The sequence below is a fragment of the Streptomyces sp. MK37H genome (genome assembly GCF_018035285.1).
Taxonomy (GTDB): Bacteria; Actinomycetota; Actinomycetes; order Streptomycetales; family Streptomycetaceae; genus Streptomyces; species Streptomyces endocoffeicus.
This window is the reverse complement of record NZ_JAAAYH010000201.1, coordinates 1-16093: the sequence shown is the minus strand read 5'-3', so window position 1 is coordinate 16093 and position 16093 is coordinate 1. Positions and strand designations below refer to the sequence as shown.

Genomic DNA, 16093 nt, shown 5'->3' with positions numbered 1-16093 from the left:
GCCCGCCCCGCGCACACCGAAATGGGCGCCGTCTTGCTAATCATGGCGTGTTGGGAAGGTCAAGGGCTTCCAGAGCAAGTGGCCATCACTTCTGCGTAGCTCCGCGTCACCCCACCAAAGACGCATGGCCCTGGTGCCCATGGCGCAAAGCGATCAGAAACCCGAGCATCTGGCACTAAGGGCTTGCAGATCATTAACACGTCGTCTTGATCATGCTGTTGAGGTTGTCGGTCTGGGCTCGAACCACAGCCTGGAGGGCTGTGAGGGCGGTGGGCGGGGTGGACGCCGGCACGATGACGATGCTCTGCGCCTTGAGTAGTCCCCTGATCTTCAGCAGGGTGCGATGCATGGCAGTCCGGCTGCTGTCGAGTTCCGCGGCCAGGGCGACCCGTAGGTGGAGCACGGTGGCCAGGACCTGGTCGGGGAAGGCGAGCCGGGGCGGGCGGCCGCGCTGGGTATCGCCGTCCGGTGCCAAAGTCTCTGTCAGGTCGGCCAGTTGCTGTGGGGACATTCCGGTCAGTGTGGGGTCGGACAGCAGGGCCTGGTCCCATTCTGGGGCCGGCGTCTGCGGGGCCCTGGCCGCTGGAATGGCCGGGCATGGCTGCGGGTGCAGGGCGTAGTTCCAGTCGCCGTGGAAGGCGTGCCAGGTCAGTGGCAGGACGGCCATGTCCGCGTCACCGATGTGGACTCCCGTCGCATAGGTGTTGGTGTCGAGCTCTGCCCTCACGCGCAGGCCGGTGCGGGTGGTGGTCGCCGCGATCGACTGGACGATGACTTCGTGGCTGGTCAGCGGACGACTGCGCCAGTTCATGGTGATGTGGGAGAAGAGGCGGTGTTCGATCTTGTTCCACTTCGAAGTGCCCGGCGGCAGATGACACACGGTGATGGTCAGCCCCGTTTCCGCGGCGAGCGTAGCCAATTCGATTTTCCAGGCCCGGGTGCGGTAGCCGTTGGAGCCGCCCGCGTCCGCGGTGATCAGAAGTTGTATTGCGCCTGGGTAGGTGTTCCGGCCCTGGTCGCGCCACCAGCGGCGGATCGATTCCACCGCGAACGCGGCGGTGTCGTGGTCGGTGCCGACGTTGACCCAGCCGGTGTTCGCCGCGAGATCGTAGATGCCGTAGGGGACGGCCTTGCCCAGTTGCGGGTCGGCGAAGTCGTGGACGTTCACCCGCACTGGATCAGCCGCGGGCCGCCACTGTCGTCCGCTGTTCTTGAACTCGCCGACGAGCTCCTTCTTCTTGGTGTCGACGTTGATGACGGGCTGGCCGGTGTCCCGGTGCTCTCGGGCCTGCTCGTTGAGATAACGGAACTGGGCATCCCGGTCCGGATGCTGGCTGCCCTCGATGGTCTTGGCGTTGGCCTGCAGACTGAAGCCCTCCTCGCGCAGCAGACCGGCGACGGTGTCGGCACTGACCCGGTGTCCGGCCCAGGTCAGCTCCCGCGCGAGCGTGCGGGTCGACTTCACCGTCCACCGCAGCGGCGACATCGGATCACCCCGCACATCCGGCTCCAACAGCGCCAACAGCGCCGACCGCAGCCCCGGATCCAGATCCACGACCCGCTTGCGGCCTCCACCGGACGTCGCACCCGCCCCAGCGGCGCCTCACCGGCCTCCAGCTCGAACACACCTTTGCGGACCGTGGTCTCGCTGACCGCGGCCACCCGCGCGACGGCCCGAACACCGCCATGACCCAGAGCACGCGCCTCCGCGGCCATCAACAACCGCCGCTGCCGCTCGTCCCAGTCCGGCAGCAACACCGCGAGCTTCACACCGAGTTGGTCACATGTCTCGTCCGGGATGCGCATACCACACCAACGATCCCCAGGACGGGAAGCAACACCTTGATTCCCTGCAAGCCCTTAGTTAGGCGCTTAACGCAACCATCACTCCGACAGGAGTATCTGCGGAAGAAGACCGGCTCGCTCCTCCAACTCCCTAGCCACCAGCACCCTTCGCTGAACTTGAGATGCCTTAGGAAGCACCTCTTTTATGGATTTCTCGATGTCGCGCTTCCACTCCCGCCAGCGCTTCCCCCACTGCTTTACAGCCGCCTGCATTGCATCCTGATCAAGGGGAAGTTCCACCGTCCCTGAGAACCGCGGCTCCGAAGTAAGCAAAGCAACAATTGCTGCTGCGTGAGCATCATCTAGGCCCGTGATCAGCGGTCGGTCACCAACCAAGACGTGGCCCTGGTCGATTAGGGAGTCACCAAGTCTTGCGGGCAGATCTTCATGCGCTGGCACGTGTACTTCCAGGGCCGGGCCCAAGATTTCCTGGAGAAAGTCACCCAGTCTCGGCTGTACTCCACAGTCCATCAGAACCCGAGCCGCTAGCGGTGCAGGGTCAAAGACCGTCCGCCTCACTGCCTTCTGCTGCTGCTCACGCCCGCTGACAGTCCGCTGCGTACGTTCCATCACCAAGTCTCGCAGGGCCCTTTCTACAGCACGCCCTGCAATGTCGGCCTCGTCCCCAAACATGTACTTCATGGCCCACCCGTCGAGCGCTTGACGGTCCGGCTGACGTAGTTCCTCATCAGTCGACAAAGTGGGTCGCGAAGCTACCGAACTGAATAGCTCAGCAAGATCCTCCGCTTGCGTACGCGTAAAAAGCGTCGGGTCCAGGATCGGCATTTGGCTGAGCTCACGGATGTAGGTCTGAAGCACACCGTCGCCCCCACCGCGGCGTCCGTATACCTCTGCCATCAAATTCGTCCAGGTCAAGTTAGCGACAGCAGCAAAGGCCTGGGGTACTGACAGAGATGGTGGCGGCGCCGAATACAAGAAGTTATCTGGAATCAAGATGTCCGCTTCAAGGGTGGGTGCATAATGTCTATCGCCTCTCCCCTTGAGCCAACAAACTCGTCCCGGGCCAGTCGGGATTTTAGGAACCTGAAACCAGACTGGCCGCACCCGCACTTGAGGACGCTCAGCAGGTACACCACCAGCACGCCGACTTCCCTCTTTAGCCGGGAAGTCTTGAACCTCACCGTACCTGATGTACGTGAGCGTGTGCGCCCACCGCCGAGCCTCCAACTCATCTACTGTCTGGTCGAGGTAGAGCATGAGCCAAGGGCTCGTATCCGCTACCGATACCGAGATTTTGCCCGCAAGCTCCCCAGGCCGACGAACCATCGGCTTCAATGCAGCACGTTCGAGCAAATGAACTGCTCCGCGGCCATCACGGATTACGCAAAGGCGAGAGCGATCACGCTGAGAACGAAGCCCCATGCGTGTGATGACTTGCGGGTCTGTGATTTCTTCAACACAGAAATATCCGACAACTCGCGTCGGAATACCAGATTTAGGAGCTGCCAGTTGACCAAGCCTCACGAGCTTACTCCCCGCCTTACGACGGAGCAGGCCAATGGCGGGCGGCTCTACAAGACATGCCCCCCACGACGAAAAAAGCTTGTGCGGAAAGGCCGAACTCGCACCGAGAGCCTTAAAATCCGGGGTCCCAGCCATCACTCATTCACCAAATCCGTCTCTCGAAGACTCTGTTTCAAGCAGCGCCTTTTGCTCGAAAATTCGAATGTCCCACCGAAGATCGCCCCCAGCATCCTGCTCGGTAGAGAGGATCTCATCGACAAGATCTTCCGCTCTCTTCCCCCTCGGCAGCTCCGAGCTAACGAGTTCGTCAACAGGCCGCTTGAGTCTGACGAATCGCACCTGATGATCGTTAGGAACGCTGGGATTCGTCTGATGCGACAGCTTTGCTGCGGGGTCAGCGACCTTCTCTGCAAGGATGATTACAGTATTCTGTTTGGCGGCAAACCATCGCTCAACTCGACTGTCAATAAGCGCATGGATCTTGAAGTATCGGGCCAGAAAGGTAATAACGGCGTCGCCATACTCCGAGGCCAGCAGGTTCCAGGAAACCACAAAGCCAAGGCGTCCCCCCGGCCTCAGATACATGTGCGCTCCAGCCACGAAGAACGCCCAAATATCGGCCTTACCCGTGAAATTAGGGTACGCCGTTTGAGTCTTGGCGAAATGCTTCTGGAGGAACCTAAAGACTTCCTCGCGCTCTTCAGGAAGACGATTCTCGAAGCGGATATAAGGAGGATTACCTACGACAGCATTGACCTGCTGGGGGTAAAGTACCGGACCCGCGTCCGGTAGTTCTAGCCCGCTGTGCTCGCCTGGATACGTCTGGAAGAAGTCCGTTCGAAAGACTCGCGGGTAGGCAGAAGAAGCCGACGTGTCCGCCAAAGTCAGGTTGAAGCCAGTCAGCGATGCAGCGAATTGTGCCAACTCAACCGCATAGACTTCAGCCAATGCCTGCTCGTGTGTTGAGCCTAGCGCCTTCTTCCTCTCGTAGCACATGGTCACGAAGGTGCCAGCACCAGACGCAGGATCGAGAACCACATCAGCCGGGTCCTGGATCGCATAGGCAGTAATAAGCTCGACCACAGGGTCCGGCGTGTAGTGCACGCCCATAACGTGCCGGTGTTCATCGTCAAGCAGCGACTCGTAAAGGCCTGGAACGTAGGTGACAGGAGCCTGCCAATCAGCCCCTTGAACTACATCGATTATTTTCCCCCAGAGAGAGCCGACGTCCCTACGCGTGGTTGAGGCGTCGACGAATACAATGTCATCTAGCTCACCCGGAGAGAACTGTGTTTCAAAGTCGCCTGTTTTCCTTTGAGCATGCTCATAGAGGCCCGCAAGGTCACTGAATACCCGTCGTGGATCTCCAGTCGTCCTCGTAATATCCAGAAGGTCGAGACCAAAACTCGAACCATCGGGACGAGTCGAATTCGCCAAGGCTTGATACAGCATCAGGCGAGTCGCGACGACGAACGTGGCGATGGTAGCGACTTGCAGTGATTCGGCGAGCAGCCTGCCCTTAGGGCCATGGGGGTTAAGTGATGTTTCGACGCCGAACTGAAGTCTGAAGGCATCCAATGCCTTTTGGCGAAAACCTTCATTCTCCACAGCCGCCTGAATTCGCTCAGCCGCTTCCTCAGCAGCCTCGTGGATCACTTCTTTGAGCTCAAGCACCTGGGGTGGAAGCTTGCGAGGCCCCTTTTCCCGCCTCTCCTTTTCGAGGAGAAGTTCCGAGAACTCGTCCAGGAATTTGACCCAGTTCTCACTCATCTCAATACGCCGTTTCGGTGCAATTGAAGAGTGCGTGAGGCCAGGCGCGAGCGTAAACTGAATCAACGGAGTTCTTTGATCTGGCCCTTTCGATGTTTCCCAGACCAAGATTTCACGGAAATTCGCAGTAAGGAAGTAGGGGAGCCCTCTCCCTACCGCCTTCGACCAGGAATCATTTTGCAACGCAGGAGAGTCGGCCGCAGCTACCTCTGGCCTTTTCATCTCTACCGTAGCAATTGGGCGAGTACGCGAACGAAGAGTTACGTCACAACGCTTGGTAACACCCGTTTGCGGGTCCTGAACATGCTCTTCAACGTCAGCATAGAAGAAGACTGGTTTCTTCCCCTCCGCCGCAAGCCGTACGGCCCGCGATTCGGTAGGCGAACTGAACCAACCAGCAAGGGTGCGCTCGTCGACAATGCTCCTCGCCCTGCCCATGACAGCAACTCCTCTCCTCGCTCCGACACTGTCGCCGCGCTAGCAGGAGCGAGCAACCACGATAGGTTAGCTTCTGAGGTTGCGCGGCGAGGGTGAGGGAGTACCGCTTGATGTGAATTCCAAGGAAGATCGCCGAGGACTCATCTCACTGCAGCGCTGGTTGATCGCTTTCTGATCGCGGCCCGGAAGCCTATGCAGCGCTATTGGGTACGCTGCGTGATCGGATGGTACCTGACGGTCGCTGAGCGGCGCACGCCTCTGGGCGGTCGGTGGATCGTGCAGCCTGCGTACTTGACCATCTGCCAACTGACCTCTCGGATGCCGAACAGTACACAGTATCCGGAGCTGTGGGCACTGTCGGCCGTGGGTGCCAGCCTCGGCGCTGTCCTGCTTGCTGGTCGACGTGTTTGGTGACGAGTAAGCCCGTCGATTAAGTCGGGGCCGCCGAACCAAAGCTGCTCCGCATCTACGCGAGGCCCCGCAAGGTTCGCTCCCACTTCCCGCCCTGTTCCCGCGGACAAGGCGGGAATACAGGCCCGCCTTGTGCGGCGCGTTCTCCCAGCCGTTCGGCCGCCTCCAGCCCGATGCGGCCCACGGCCGGCCAGCTTGTGCCTGAGACGGAAGGGAACTGGGCGTTCCACAGGACTGTGGCCAGCTGCCACGCCAGTCGGTCCTGCCCGGCGTCGGCCGCCGTAGGGACGGCCTGGAGGAGGTTGTCGTGCTCCCGCTCGGCCCAGTCCACGGCAGCGTCGTATTCGGAGAACGTCAGCGGGCTGACGTCATCCGGGGCAGGTGTGAGGGTCACACGGTCCTCAGCGGGGTTGATCCAGCCCTGCGCGGCATCGGCGGTGTGCAGGTACCACTCCAGCACGCGGCGCAGAGCTGCCTCCCGCTCGGCCGGCGGCTCCTCGTGCTGGGCCTGGTCGATGGCGTAGGCGCGCAGAAGGTCATGGAACTGGTAGCGGTCCGGGGCGGTCTGTTCCAGGAGGTGTGCGCCGACCAGAGAGTCCAGCAGTTGCCGGGACCGGCTGATGCTGGTCGACCCTGCCAGGGCCGCTGCGGCCCGCAGCCCGAACTCGGGTCCGGGATGCAGGCCGAGCAGGCGGAACAGGCGGGCGGCCTGCTCGGACAGGGCTCGATAGGACCACGCGAAGACGGTGCGGACGGCTTCGGCTTCCTCGTCATCGCCCGTGCTCAGGGCGTCCCAGAGGGCCGATTCGTCGCGTAGTTCGGCGATCAGGTCGTCCAGCCGTAGGTGGGGATGACTGGCGGCGCGTTCCGCGGCTATCCGCAGAGCGAGCGGAAGTCGTGCGCACAGCCGGGCCAATTCGGCGAGCTGTCGTTCGTCATCGACCGGCCGGTATCCCGCGGTGACGACGCGCAGCAGGGCAACCGCCTCCGGCTCTGGCAGCACACCGAGCGTGAGTCGGCGAGCTCCATCACGGACGGCGAGACCGGACAGGCGGCTGCGGCTGGTGACCAGCACCAGGCTGTGCGCGCTCCCCGGCAGCAACGGCCTGACCTGGCCGACGGTGGCCGCGTTGTCCAGGACGACCAGTACCCGGCGGTCGGCCAGCAACGAGCGGTACAACGCGGCGGCCGCGTCGAGATCCTGCGGTACGGCTTCGGCCGGGACACCGAGCGAGGTCAGCAAGCGGTGCAGGGCCTCGCGTGCCGCGACCGGCTCTCCGGGGTCGTAGCCGCGCAGATTGGCGTACAGCTGACCATCCGGGAAACGCTCCCGGACCTGGTGTGCCCAGCGCAGTGCCAACGATGTCTTTCCGGCGCCGGCGGTGCCGGCGATCACGTATACCGAGACGACAAGCGGACCGCCGTCCTCGCTGGTGAGGACGGCATTCAACTGGCCAAGCTCATCGGTTCGGTTGACGAATCCGCCCACGTCGGCCGGTAACTGGCGTGGGACGGGGCTGGAGGAGCTCCCCGGGTCCGGTGTGCCCTGCGCATGGAAGTGGATGCCTCCGTGCACACTTCTCGCCTGGACGACGTCACGTGAGGATCCCGACAGCTCGGAGTGAGAGCTGCCGAAGTGCTCGTCTTGTCCGCCTGGCGATGCGATCGGCCTACTCCCTTCCCGCGTTCAGCGTCGGCGGCTCAAGGTGCGCCACCTCACGGTCGAAGTAGGAGATCACCTCTTCACCCACCGCGTAGAGCGCCTTGATGTAGTTCTCCCAGCGTTCGACAAGGTCACGGTCGGTGTAGCGGATCGCGCCGTCCGCAACCCCCGCGTCGGTGTACAGGACTTGGAAGAGAACGCGGCCGCCCAGCACAACCACTTCCGGAAGCGGGGCGGTGTCCTCCGAGGCGGCCACCTGTTCGGCGGGGACGACCCTGATTCGCTGCCCGTACTCCGCACGCTGCCGCTGGGAGTGGAGTTCCCACTGCACATACGGCGTCAGTGGCCTCTCGACCACCCGCACGCGGTGAAAGGCATACTCCCTGCGCTCGTCCTCCTGAGCGGCCGCGGCCAAGGTGTCGCGCCGGTCGGCGAGGAGCCGAATCGCCTCATCCCAGTCACCCCGGCGCAGGGCGTCCCGGCTCGGACTGCCCTGCTCCTCGAAGTGCTGTCGGCGCTCCAGCTTCCAGGAACTCCCGTTACGGACCGCGTCCTCCCGTTGCCGGAAGTCCTGCTTGTAGGCGGCGCGGGTGAGCCGATCGCCCTGCTCGGGAACGAGAACGGGGGCGAGGAGATCAAGCATCGGAGATGTCCTTCTTGGCCGCGCTGAGCATGTTCCCCGGGATGACGACCAGCCGCTCATCCGGAGCGAGGTTCACACCCTGCGGCAAGCGGGGGCCGTAGACGGCTGTCAGATCCCTGCCGATCACAGCCACATCACCGTTGTCGAGCTGCCAGATGTCCGGACACTCGTCGTTGCCATCGGAGTTCCCGAGCTCTTCGGCCGACTTCCCCAGCCGACGCTCGAATAACGCGGACGGGTCGGCCTCCCAGACACGGGCCATGTCTGCCTCCGGTCGAGGTGGTCGAGCACGCTGTGGCTACCCACTGTATCCAGGGACACACCCATAGGTGAGGGGGTCGCCCCACGGTCGCCACGTGGATGGCCGACATCAGGAACGACGACACCGACAGCGGCGAGGGTGAACGTGGTGCCGCGTCAGCCGTCGCCTCCCCCCGTGAGGCCGAGGAGCTTGCCTTCTCAGGTCCCGCAACCCCGCAACGCTGTCGTGATGCCCGGAACCCACACAGCTACGGCCTTCTTCGGAAAGGTCCAGACGTCTGCCCCCGGCCTGGCTCGTGCGCGCCGTGGCACTGTGCGGCGGACGCGTCACCGTCATCGAGAACCTCGCCGCGCTGTGCGGCAGCCGGGGTCACCGTTAGCAGGATCTGGCCACGCGCGAGCCGCGCCCTCACCTCCCGCACGTGGCGGCGGTCGTGCCGCGTTCGCCGGGTCTGTCAGTGGTGCGCCGTACGGTTTTCTTCGTGGCCGGCGATGTTTCTGGGGGCGGAGCCGGCTGCCGAAGAGGTACGTCGTGTCATCGTGCTCTCGGTGGGAGGTCGGTGTGGTCTGCAAGCGACCGGTCGCTCTGCGCATGCGGGGTGTGACGCGTAAGCGGCCGGCAGGGCGTCCTGTCAATCCCCGCGGCGGGGATTTCCGCCCCGGTGTACGTGTCGGGAAGAATGCCGGGACGATGACGTCACCAGCTTCCGGTCCGCGCGGCAGCGAGCACGCGCCGTTCATCCATCTGACCGTGCCGAACGCGGCTTTGTACCGTCAGGTGATGCGTGCGTTCCTCGCGGCGAAGGAGCGGTTCGCGGTGCATCTGCGGCCCGAGGACGTGCACGCCGCGCTGCCGCCGGAGCACCGGCCGACGGATCTGGACGCGGTGGTGAAGGCTCTGGACAGCCTCGTGGAGTGGGGCAATCTGCGGGCGGATCCGGACACCTCCCGGGTCACCGCGGTCGAGGACTTCTACCGCAAGCGGTTCATCTACCAGCTCACCCAGGCCGGGGAGGCCGCCGAGCAGGCGTTGTCGGTGTACGACGAGGCGCTGGGGCGGCGCGGTGCGCTGCAGGCGGTGGCGCTGCACGACATCGTCACGCAGCTGCGGGCCCTTCTGGTGATCGCGGCTGAGCGGGAGGAGGGCGGGCCGGACGCGGCGAAGGCGCATCTGGCGCTGTCGGCGCTGACGGGCCGGTTCGAGGCGCTGGCGGAGAACGCGCGGGCGTTCATGGGGTCGCTGCAGCGCACCATGGATCTGCACGGGGTGGAGGTCGAGGTGTTCCTCGCCTACAAGGACCGGCTGATCCAGTACCTGGAGCGGTTCATCCAGGACCTGATCACGCTGGGCGGGCGGATCGCGGTGCTCATCGGCGAGTTGGAGCAGGACGGGCGGGCCGGTGTGCTGCTGCGGCTGGCGGCGGCCCGTGAGGCGGCCGATGCCGCGCCTGAGGACGCCGAAAGCGCCGAGGAGCAGGCGTATGAGCGGTGGGCGGCGAAGTGGTCGGGGCTCACCGCCTGGTTTATCTCCGCGGACGGCCGTGAGTCGCAGGCCCGGCTGCTGCGCGGGCGGGCCCTCGGGGCGATCCCGCAACTCCTCGCGGTTGTCAGGCAGTTGAACGAGCGGCGGGCCGGGCGTTCGGATCGGTCCGCGGACTTCCGTACCCTGGCCCGCTGGTTCGCCGAGGCCCCGGACGACGAGGCGCGGCACCGGCTGTGGCGCGCCGCCTTCGGTCTGTACTCCGCGCGTCATCTGACCGTGGACGCCGATACCCTGGCCGAGCGCACGGCCCGCCCGGTGCCCGCCTCCACGTCGTGGGCCGAGGCCGAGCCGCTGCGGATCAGCCCGCAACTGCGCCGTACGGGCAGCTACGAACGCCGCGGGCGGGCCCGCCGGGTGCAGGACCGCTCCGAGCAGCGACACCGGCTCGCCGAGATCGCCGCCAGGCAGGCGGAGGAGATCGCCGCCGCCCGTGCCCGGCTCGCGACGGACGACACCATACGGTTGTCCGCGCTGGGAGAACTCGACCCGGTGGCCTTCGGGCTGTTCTTGCAGCTGCTCGGCGATGCCCTGGCCACATGGCGGCCCGGCATGACGAACACGGTGGCGACCAGCAACGACGGCTCGATGGAGATCCGGCTGACGGCCCTCGCCGACGGGACGACGGCCGAAATCCGTACGCCGGGCGGGACCTTCCGCGGCCCCGACCACCTGATCGAGATCACCGACCTCACCCGGCCCGGCCGCGCGGGACACACACCGGCCGAGACGATTGAGGGGGAACCATGACCACGCCCCTGGGCGAGGTGCTGGACGGTCGGCGGACGGCAGAGGTGCACAAGGCGGCCCGGACCTTGTTGAAAGAGCCGCTGTTGCTGGCGCAGGGCCCGCACGCGGACGAGTTCCGGCTGGTGCGGCAGCACGCCTCGGAGCTGCGCGACTGGTTCGACCGCAACACCGGCTGGTCACTGCGAGTGGACACGGAGGCTGCCCGGCTGGCCCGGACGCCCGGCACCTTGGCCGATCCCACCCATCCGGCGCGCGAGGCGTCCCGTGGCCGCGCCGCGTTCACGCGCCGCCGGTATGTGCTGCTGTGTCTGGCGCTGGCCGCGCTGGAGCGGGGTGAGGCGCAGATCGCCCTGGGCCGCCTGGCCGAGCAGGTGGTGCTGGACGCCGCCGATCCCCACCTGGCCGCCGCCGGGGTGGAGTTCACCATGGAGCGCCGCGACGAACGCCTGGACCTGGCGGCGGTGGTGCGGCTGCTGCTGCGCCATGGGGTGCTGCGGCGGGTGGCCGGCGAGGAGGAGGCATACGTCAGCGGTAGCGGCGACGTGCTCTACGACGTGCAGCGGCGCGTCCTGGCCGGGCTGCTGGCCGCCCGCCGGGGCCCGTCGACGATCATCACCGAGGACTTCGAGGACCGGCTGGCCGAGCTGACCGCCGAGAGCGCGCTGGACAGCGACGAGCTCCGGTTCCGCGCGATCCGCCAGCGGCTGACCCGGAGGCTGCTGGACGACCCGGTGCTGTACTACGAGGAGCTGACCGACGAGGAACTCGGCTACCTGACCCGCCAGCGCGCCTTCCTCACCGCCCGCATCACGGAACTGACCGGCTTGGTTCCCGAGGTGCGGGCCGAGGGTATCGCCATGGTCGACCCGCACGACGATCTGACCGACGTACGGATGCCGGAGCAGGGCACGCACGGGCACGTCACCCTGCTGCTCGCCGAACACCTGGCGGCCATGGACGGCGAGGTGAGCCGCGCCGACCTCGAACGCAAGGTTCAGGAGCTGGCGGCCGAACACGGTGCGTTCTGGTCGAAGAGCGCCAAGCAGCCCGGCGCGGAGGCGGAGCTGGTCGGCCAGGCGCTGGAGAGGCTCACCGCGCTCGGCCTGGTCGCCGCCACCCCGAAGGGCATCGTCCCGCTGCCCGCGCTCGCGCGGTACGCGGTCGGCGAGGCCGTCGTGACGGAACCGGGACAGGCTTCCTCCCGCACACCCCGTGCTCCTCGCACACCCCGCACACCCAAGCGAAAGGCGCCGCAGTCGTGACCGCCCTGCCCGACCCGACACCCGGCCGGTGGCAGCCGCTGCGCATCGGCCTGGTCGACCTTTTCCACTACGACACGGAGGAGTTCTGGTTCCGTGACGGCCGCCTGCTGCTGCGCGGTAACAACGGCACCGGCAAGTCCAAGGTGCTCGCCCTGACCCTGCCCTTCCTCCTGGACGGCGACCTGTCCGCCCGTCGGGTGGAACCCGATGCCGACCCGGGCAAGCGCATGGAGTGGAACCTGCTGCTCGGCGGCCGGCACCCGCACCCGGAGCGGCTCGGCTACACCTGGATCGAATTCGGCCGCCGTGACCAGGACTCGGGCCGGGCCCACTTCCGCACGCTGCTGTGCGGGCTGAAAGCGGTAACGGGCCGCGGCATCGCCCGCCACTGGTACGCGGTCACCGACCAGCGCGTCGGTGAGGAGCTGACCCTGCTCGACGCCACCGGCACCGCGCTGTCGCGGGATCGCTTGGCCGAGGCCATCGCCGGCCGCGGCATGGTCCACGACCAGGCGAAGGCGTACCGCAGGGCGGTTGACGAGGCGCTGTTCGGGCTCGGTGAGCGGCGCTACGCCGCCCTGGTCGACCTGCTCATCCAGCTGCGCCAGCCCCAGCTGTCCAAGCGCCCGAACGAGACGGCGCTGTCCCGCGCGCTGACCGAGGCGCTGCCGCCCATGGACCAGGCGGTGATCGCCGATGTGGCCGAGGCGTTCCGCTCCCTGGACGAGGAGAAGGAGGAACTGCGAGCGGCCAGTGAGGCGGAACGGGCCGCCTCCGCCTTCCTCGACCACTACCGCCGCTACGCCCGCGTGGCCACCCGCCGACGGGCCCGGCTGCCGCGCAGCGAACACGCCCGCTACGAACAGCTGCACCGCGACCTGTCCCAGGCGCGGACCGAGCGGGAGGAGGCCGAGCGGCAACGGGCGGAGGCCGCGGAGCGGATCGCCCGGCTGGAGGAGACGGCCGTGCGGCTGACGGCCCAGGACGCCGCGCTGCGAGCGGGGCCGGAGATGCGCAGCGCCCGGGAGCTGGAGCAGGCGGCGGCCGATGCGCGGCGCACCGCTGGCGAGCGGGCACGGGCGGAGGCGGACCGGGACCAGGCCGCCCAGGCGAACTCCCGCGCCCTCGGCCGCCTGACGAGCGCCGAAGGGCGGCTGTCAGCGGCCGAGCAGCGAGTCGGGAGCACGCTGAGCCAAGCACGGGAGACGGCCAGAGCGGCCCGGCTCGACGACGTGCTCAGCACCCACGACACGGTCCCGGAGGCGGAACTGCGCCACGCGGCCGAGGAGTCGGTGGCACGCAGGAGGCGCACCCTCGACCACGTGGAGGAGCTGGCCGCGGGGGCCGAGCAGGCCGCCGGCGAACGGCGGGCCGTCGCCCGCCGCCTGGACGAGGCCCAGACCGAGGCCGCCCACACCGCCGAACGCCAGGCCCAGGCGGAGGCGTCCGCCACACAGGCAGGCCAAGACCTGGTGGGTGCCGTACGCGAACACCTCGACCGGTGCACGGAACTGGACCTTCCCGACCCGACGGGGCTCCTGGACGCGCTGCACGACTGGAGCACGCATCTGCACGGCCCCAGCCCCGCCCGGGAGCAGACCGCGGCAGCCCACCGCGAGCAGGCCGCGGACCTGGCCGACCGGGCCGCCGCACTCGGCCAGCGGCTGGCCGAACTGGCCGAGCGGCGCACCGCGACGAGAAGGGAGCTGGCGGAGCTGGAGGCCGGTGGCCAGCACGGACCGGAGGCGCCCCGCACCCGTACCCCGGGCCTGCGCGACCGGACTCCCGGAGCGCCTCTGTGGAGGCTGGTCGACTTCCACGACCACGTCACTCCGGGCGAACGGGCGGGGCTGGAGGCGGCGTTGGAGGCGTCCGGGCTCCTGGACGCGTGGGTGTGCCCGGACGGCACCATGCTGGAGGCGACCGGGCACGACGTGCTGCTATCCCCGCTGCCTTCGCATGCGTCACGGGCCGACTCCGTCCTCGCCGACGCGCTGCGGCCCGCCGTCGACCACGGCGATCCCCGGGCCACGCAGGTCGGTGAACCGGCCGTGTCCGCTCTCCTGGCGGCCATCGGTCTCGGGGATACCGGGGCGCCCGGCACGTGGGTGGCGGCGGACGGTCACTTCCGCATCGGCGCGCTGACCGGCAGCTGGTCGAAGGAAGCGGCCGTGTACGTGGGTGAAGGCGCCCGCGAGGAAGCACGCCGCGCCCGGATCGCCACCCTGCGCGGCGAACTGGATGCTCTGGCCGACAGCACGGCACGCCGTGAAGCCGAACGCGCCACGGTGGCCGCGCGCCGCCGCACCCTGGACGCCGAACTGGCCGCCGTCCCCGACGACGCCCCCCTGCGCCACGCCCACGCGGTGGCCGCCGCGGCGGCGGACGCCGCCCACCGGGCCCGCACCCGCCAGGAGGAACGCGCGGCCGAACTCACCGAGGCGACCCGCCGCGAGGCCGAAGCGACCACCGCACTGACCGAGACGGCCGACGCCGTGAACCTGCCCGCCGACCGACCGGCCCTCACAGCCGTCCGCCAGGCCCTGGCCGACCACACGGCCGCCCTCGCCGCCCTGTGGCCGGCCCTGCGCGACCGGGCCGAGGCGCGACGCACTGTCGCCGACGAGCAGGCGGAAGCCGGCCGGGCCGGGGAACGGGTGGCCGAACTGGACCAGCGTATGGCCGAGGCGGCCCGGCTCGCCGCCGCCGCGGACGAACACCACACCACTCTCCGTTCGACCGTCGGCGCGGCCGTCGCCGAGCTGGAGCGCCGTCTGGCCGAAACCGCGGGTGCCCTCGCCACGTGCCAGCGGGACCAGAAGCAGGCCCGTCACGAGTACTCCGCCGCGGACCGCCGCGCCGGCCGCGCCGAGGGCCGTATCGAGCAGCTGGGCAAGGACGTCCATGAAGCGGCGGCCACGCGCGCCGAGGCCATCGCCGCGCTCCAGCGGTTCGCGGCCACCGGCCTGCTGACCGTCGCCCTGCCCGAGGCTCCCGTACCGCCGCTGGACGGCGGCTCCTGGGCCGCCACCCCGGCGATCGCGCTCGCCCGAGCGATCGAGGCGGCACTGTCCGGTACGGACGACTCCGAGGGCGCCTGGGAACGCGTGCAGAAGCGGCTCAGCGAGGAGTACAAGAAGCTCCAGGACGTCCTCTCCCGGGGCGGCCACAGCGCCACGGCGCGCATGACCGAGGACGGGATGATCGTCGACCTCGTCTACCAGGGCCACGGGCGGGCCGTGCCCGAACTGGCCGGGGCCCTGGCCACCGAGGTCCAGGAGCTGACCCGCATACTGTCGGCGCACGAACGCGAAATCCTGGAAACCCACCTGCTGACCGAGGTCGCCGGCACCCTCCAGGAGCTGATCGACACCGCCGAGCGCCAGGTACGCGCTATGAACACCGAACTCGAGCAGCGACCCACCTCCACCGGCATGAAGCTGCGCCTGATGTGGCGGCCCTCCCGCAAGGCACCGGCCGGACTGGCACAGGCGCGGGCGCGGCTGCGCCAGTCCGCCGACGCCTGGGCGGCCGAGGACCGGGCGGCGGTCGGCGAGTTCCTGCAAGCCCAGATCGCCCGCGCGCAGGCCGAAAACGCCACCGGCAGCTGGCTGGAAGTGCTCACCACCGCGCTCGACTACCGCGCCTGGCACGAATTCGGCATCGAACGCCACCAGCACGGCGCCTGGGTGCCCGCCACCGGGCCCGCCTCCGGCGGCGAACGCGTCCTGGCCGTCTCCGTACCCCTGTTCGCCGCCGCCTCCGCTCACTACGCCACCGCCGCTCCACACGCCCCGCGCCTGGTCACCCTGGACGAAGCCTTCGCCGGCGTCGACGACGACTCCCGCGCCAAGTGCCTGGGCCTGCTCCATGCCTTCGACCTGGACGTGGTGATGACCAGCGAGCGTGAATGGGCCTGCTACCCGCAAGTACCCGGCATCGCCATCGCGCAGCTCTCCCGCGTCGACGACATCGACGCGGTCCTGGTGACCCGCTGGCAGTGGGACGGCGCCGAGCGGGCACGG

The 16093-nt window shown here is 67.7% G+C and carries 8 protein-coding genes and 1 pseudogene; 3 read left to right on the top strand and 6 right to left on the bottom strand.

All coding sequences use genetic code 11. From position 1 onward, the window contains the following. Positions 1–193: 193 nt before the first annotated feature. From GWI24_RS25555 to GWI24_RS25530, 6 genes and pseudogenes are all read right to left on the bottom strand, one after another. Positions 194–1806 (bottom strand): annotated as a pseudogene (locus tag GWI24_RS25555) (ISAzo13 family transposase). 78 nt (positions 1807–1884) lie between these two features. Further along, positions 1885–2703 (bottom strand): hypothetical protein, encoded by an 819-nt coding sequence (locus tag GWI24_RS25550; protein WP_210948257.1) that lies wholly within the window; start codon positions 2701–2703, stop codon positions 1885–1887. 765 nt (positions 2704–3468) lie between these two features. Then, complete coding sequence (locus GWI24_RS25545; protein ID WP_210948256.1) at positions 3469–5538, bottom strand: class I SAM-dependent DNA methyltransferase; 2070 nt, start codon at positions 5536–5538, stop codon at positions 3469–3471. A gap of 466 nt (positions 5539–6004) precedes the next feature. Further along, positions 6005–7399, bottom strand: a complete 1395-nt coding sequence (locus GWI24_RS25540; RefSeq protein WP_374103338.1) for an AAA family ATPase — start codon at positions 7397–7399, stop codon at positions 6005–6007. Between the two features lie 220 nt (positions 7400–7619). Then, the gene (locus GWI24_RS25535; protein WP_210948255.1) at positions 7620–8255 is read right to left on the bottom strand and encodes a DUF6879 family protein; all 636 of its coding nucleotides are present in this window, start codon (positions 8253–8255) and stop codon (positions 7620–7622) included. Next, a complete protein-coding gene (locus GWI24_RS25530) occupies positions 8248–8517 on the bottom strand; it encodes a hypothetical protein (RefSeq protein ID WP_210948254.1) in 270 nt (89 codons plus the stop codon). Before GWI24_RS25530 ends, GWI24_RS25535 begins: the two co-directional genes overlap by 8 nt. A 690-nt stretch (positions 8518–9207) precedes the next feature. On the opposite strand from GWI24_RS25530, the gene GWI24_RS25525 reads away from it, so the two are divergent. From GWI24_RS25525 to GWI24_RS25515, 3 genes are all read left to right on the top strand, one after another. Beyond that, positions 9208–10806 (top strand): TIGR02677 family protein, encoded by a 1599-nt coding sequence (locus GWI24_RS25525; protein WP_210948253.1) that lies wholly within the window; start codon positions 9208–9210, stop codon positions 10804–10806. Continuing rightward, positions 10803–12068 (top strand): TIGR02678 family protein, encoded by a 1266-nt coding sequence (locus tag GWI24_RS25520; RefSeq protein ID WP_210948252.1) that lies wholly within the window; start codon positions 10803–10805, stop codon positions 12066–12068. The genes GWI24_RS25525 and GWI24_RS25520 overlap by 4 nt, the downstream gene beginning before the upstream one ends. After that, the coding region (locus tag GWI24_RS25515) for a TIGR02680 family protein (protein ID WP_210948251.1) at positions 12065–16093 on the top strand (4029 nt) is incomplete at its 3' end. The genes GWI24_RS25520 and GWI24_RS25515, both read left to right, overlap by 4 nt.

What these genes read in the sequence shown, in the direction of transcription:
- GWI24_RS25530 (WP_210948254.1), bottom strand. Translation starts at nt 8,517, where the DNA reads ATGGCCCGTGTCTGGGAGGCCGACCCGTCCGCGTTATTCGAGCGTCGG.
- GWI24_RS25535 (WP_210948255.1), bottom strand. Translation starts at nt 8,255, where the DNA reads ATGCTTGATCTCCTCGCCCCCGTTCTCGTTCCCGAGCAGGGCGATCGG.
- GWI24_RS25525 (WP_210948253.1), top strand. Translation starts at nt 9,208, where the DNA reads ATGACGTCACCAGCTTCCGGTCCGCGCGGCAGCGAGCACGCGCCGTTC.
- GWI24_RS25545 (WP_210948256.1), bottom strand. Translation starts at nt 5,538, where the DNA reads ATGGGCAGGGCGAGGAGCATTGTCGACGAGCGCACCCTTGCTGGTTGG.
- GWI24_RS25550 (WP_210948257.1), bottom strand. Translation starts at nt 2,703, where the DNA reads ATGGCAGAGGTATACGGACGCCGCGGTGGGGGCGACGGTGTGCTTCAG.
- GWI24_RS25520 (WP_210948252.1), top strand. Translation starts at nt 10,803, where the DNA reads ATGACCACGCCCCTGGGCGAGGTGCTGGACGGTCGGCGGACGGCAGAG.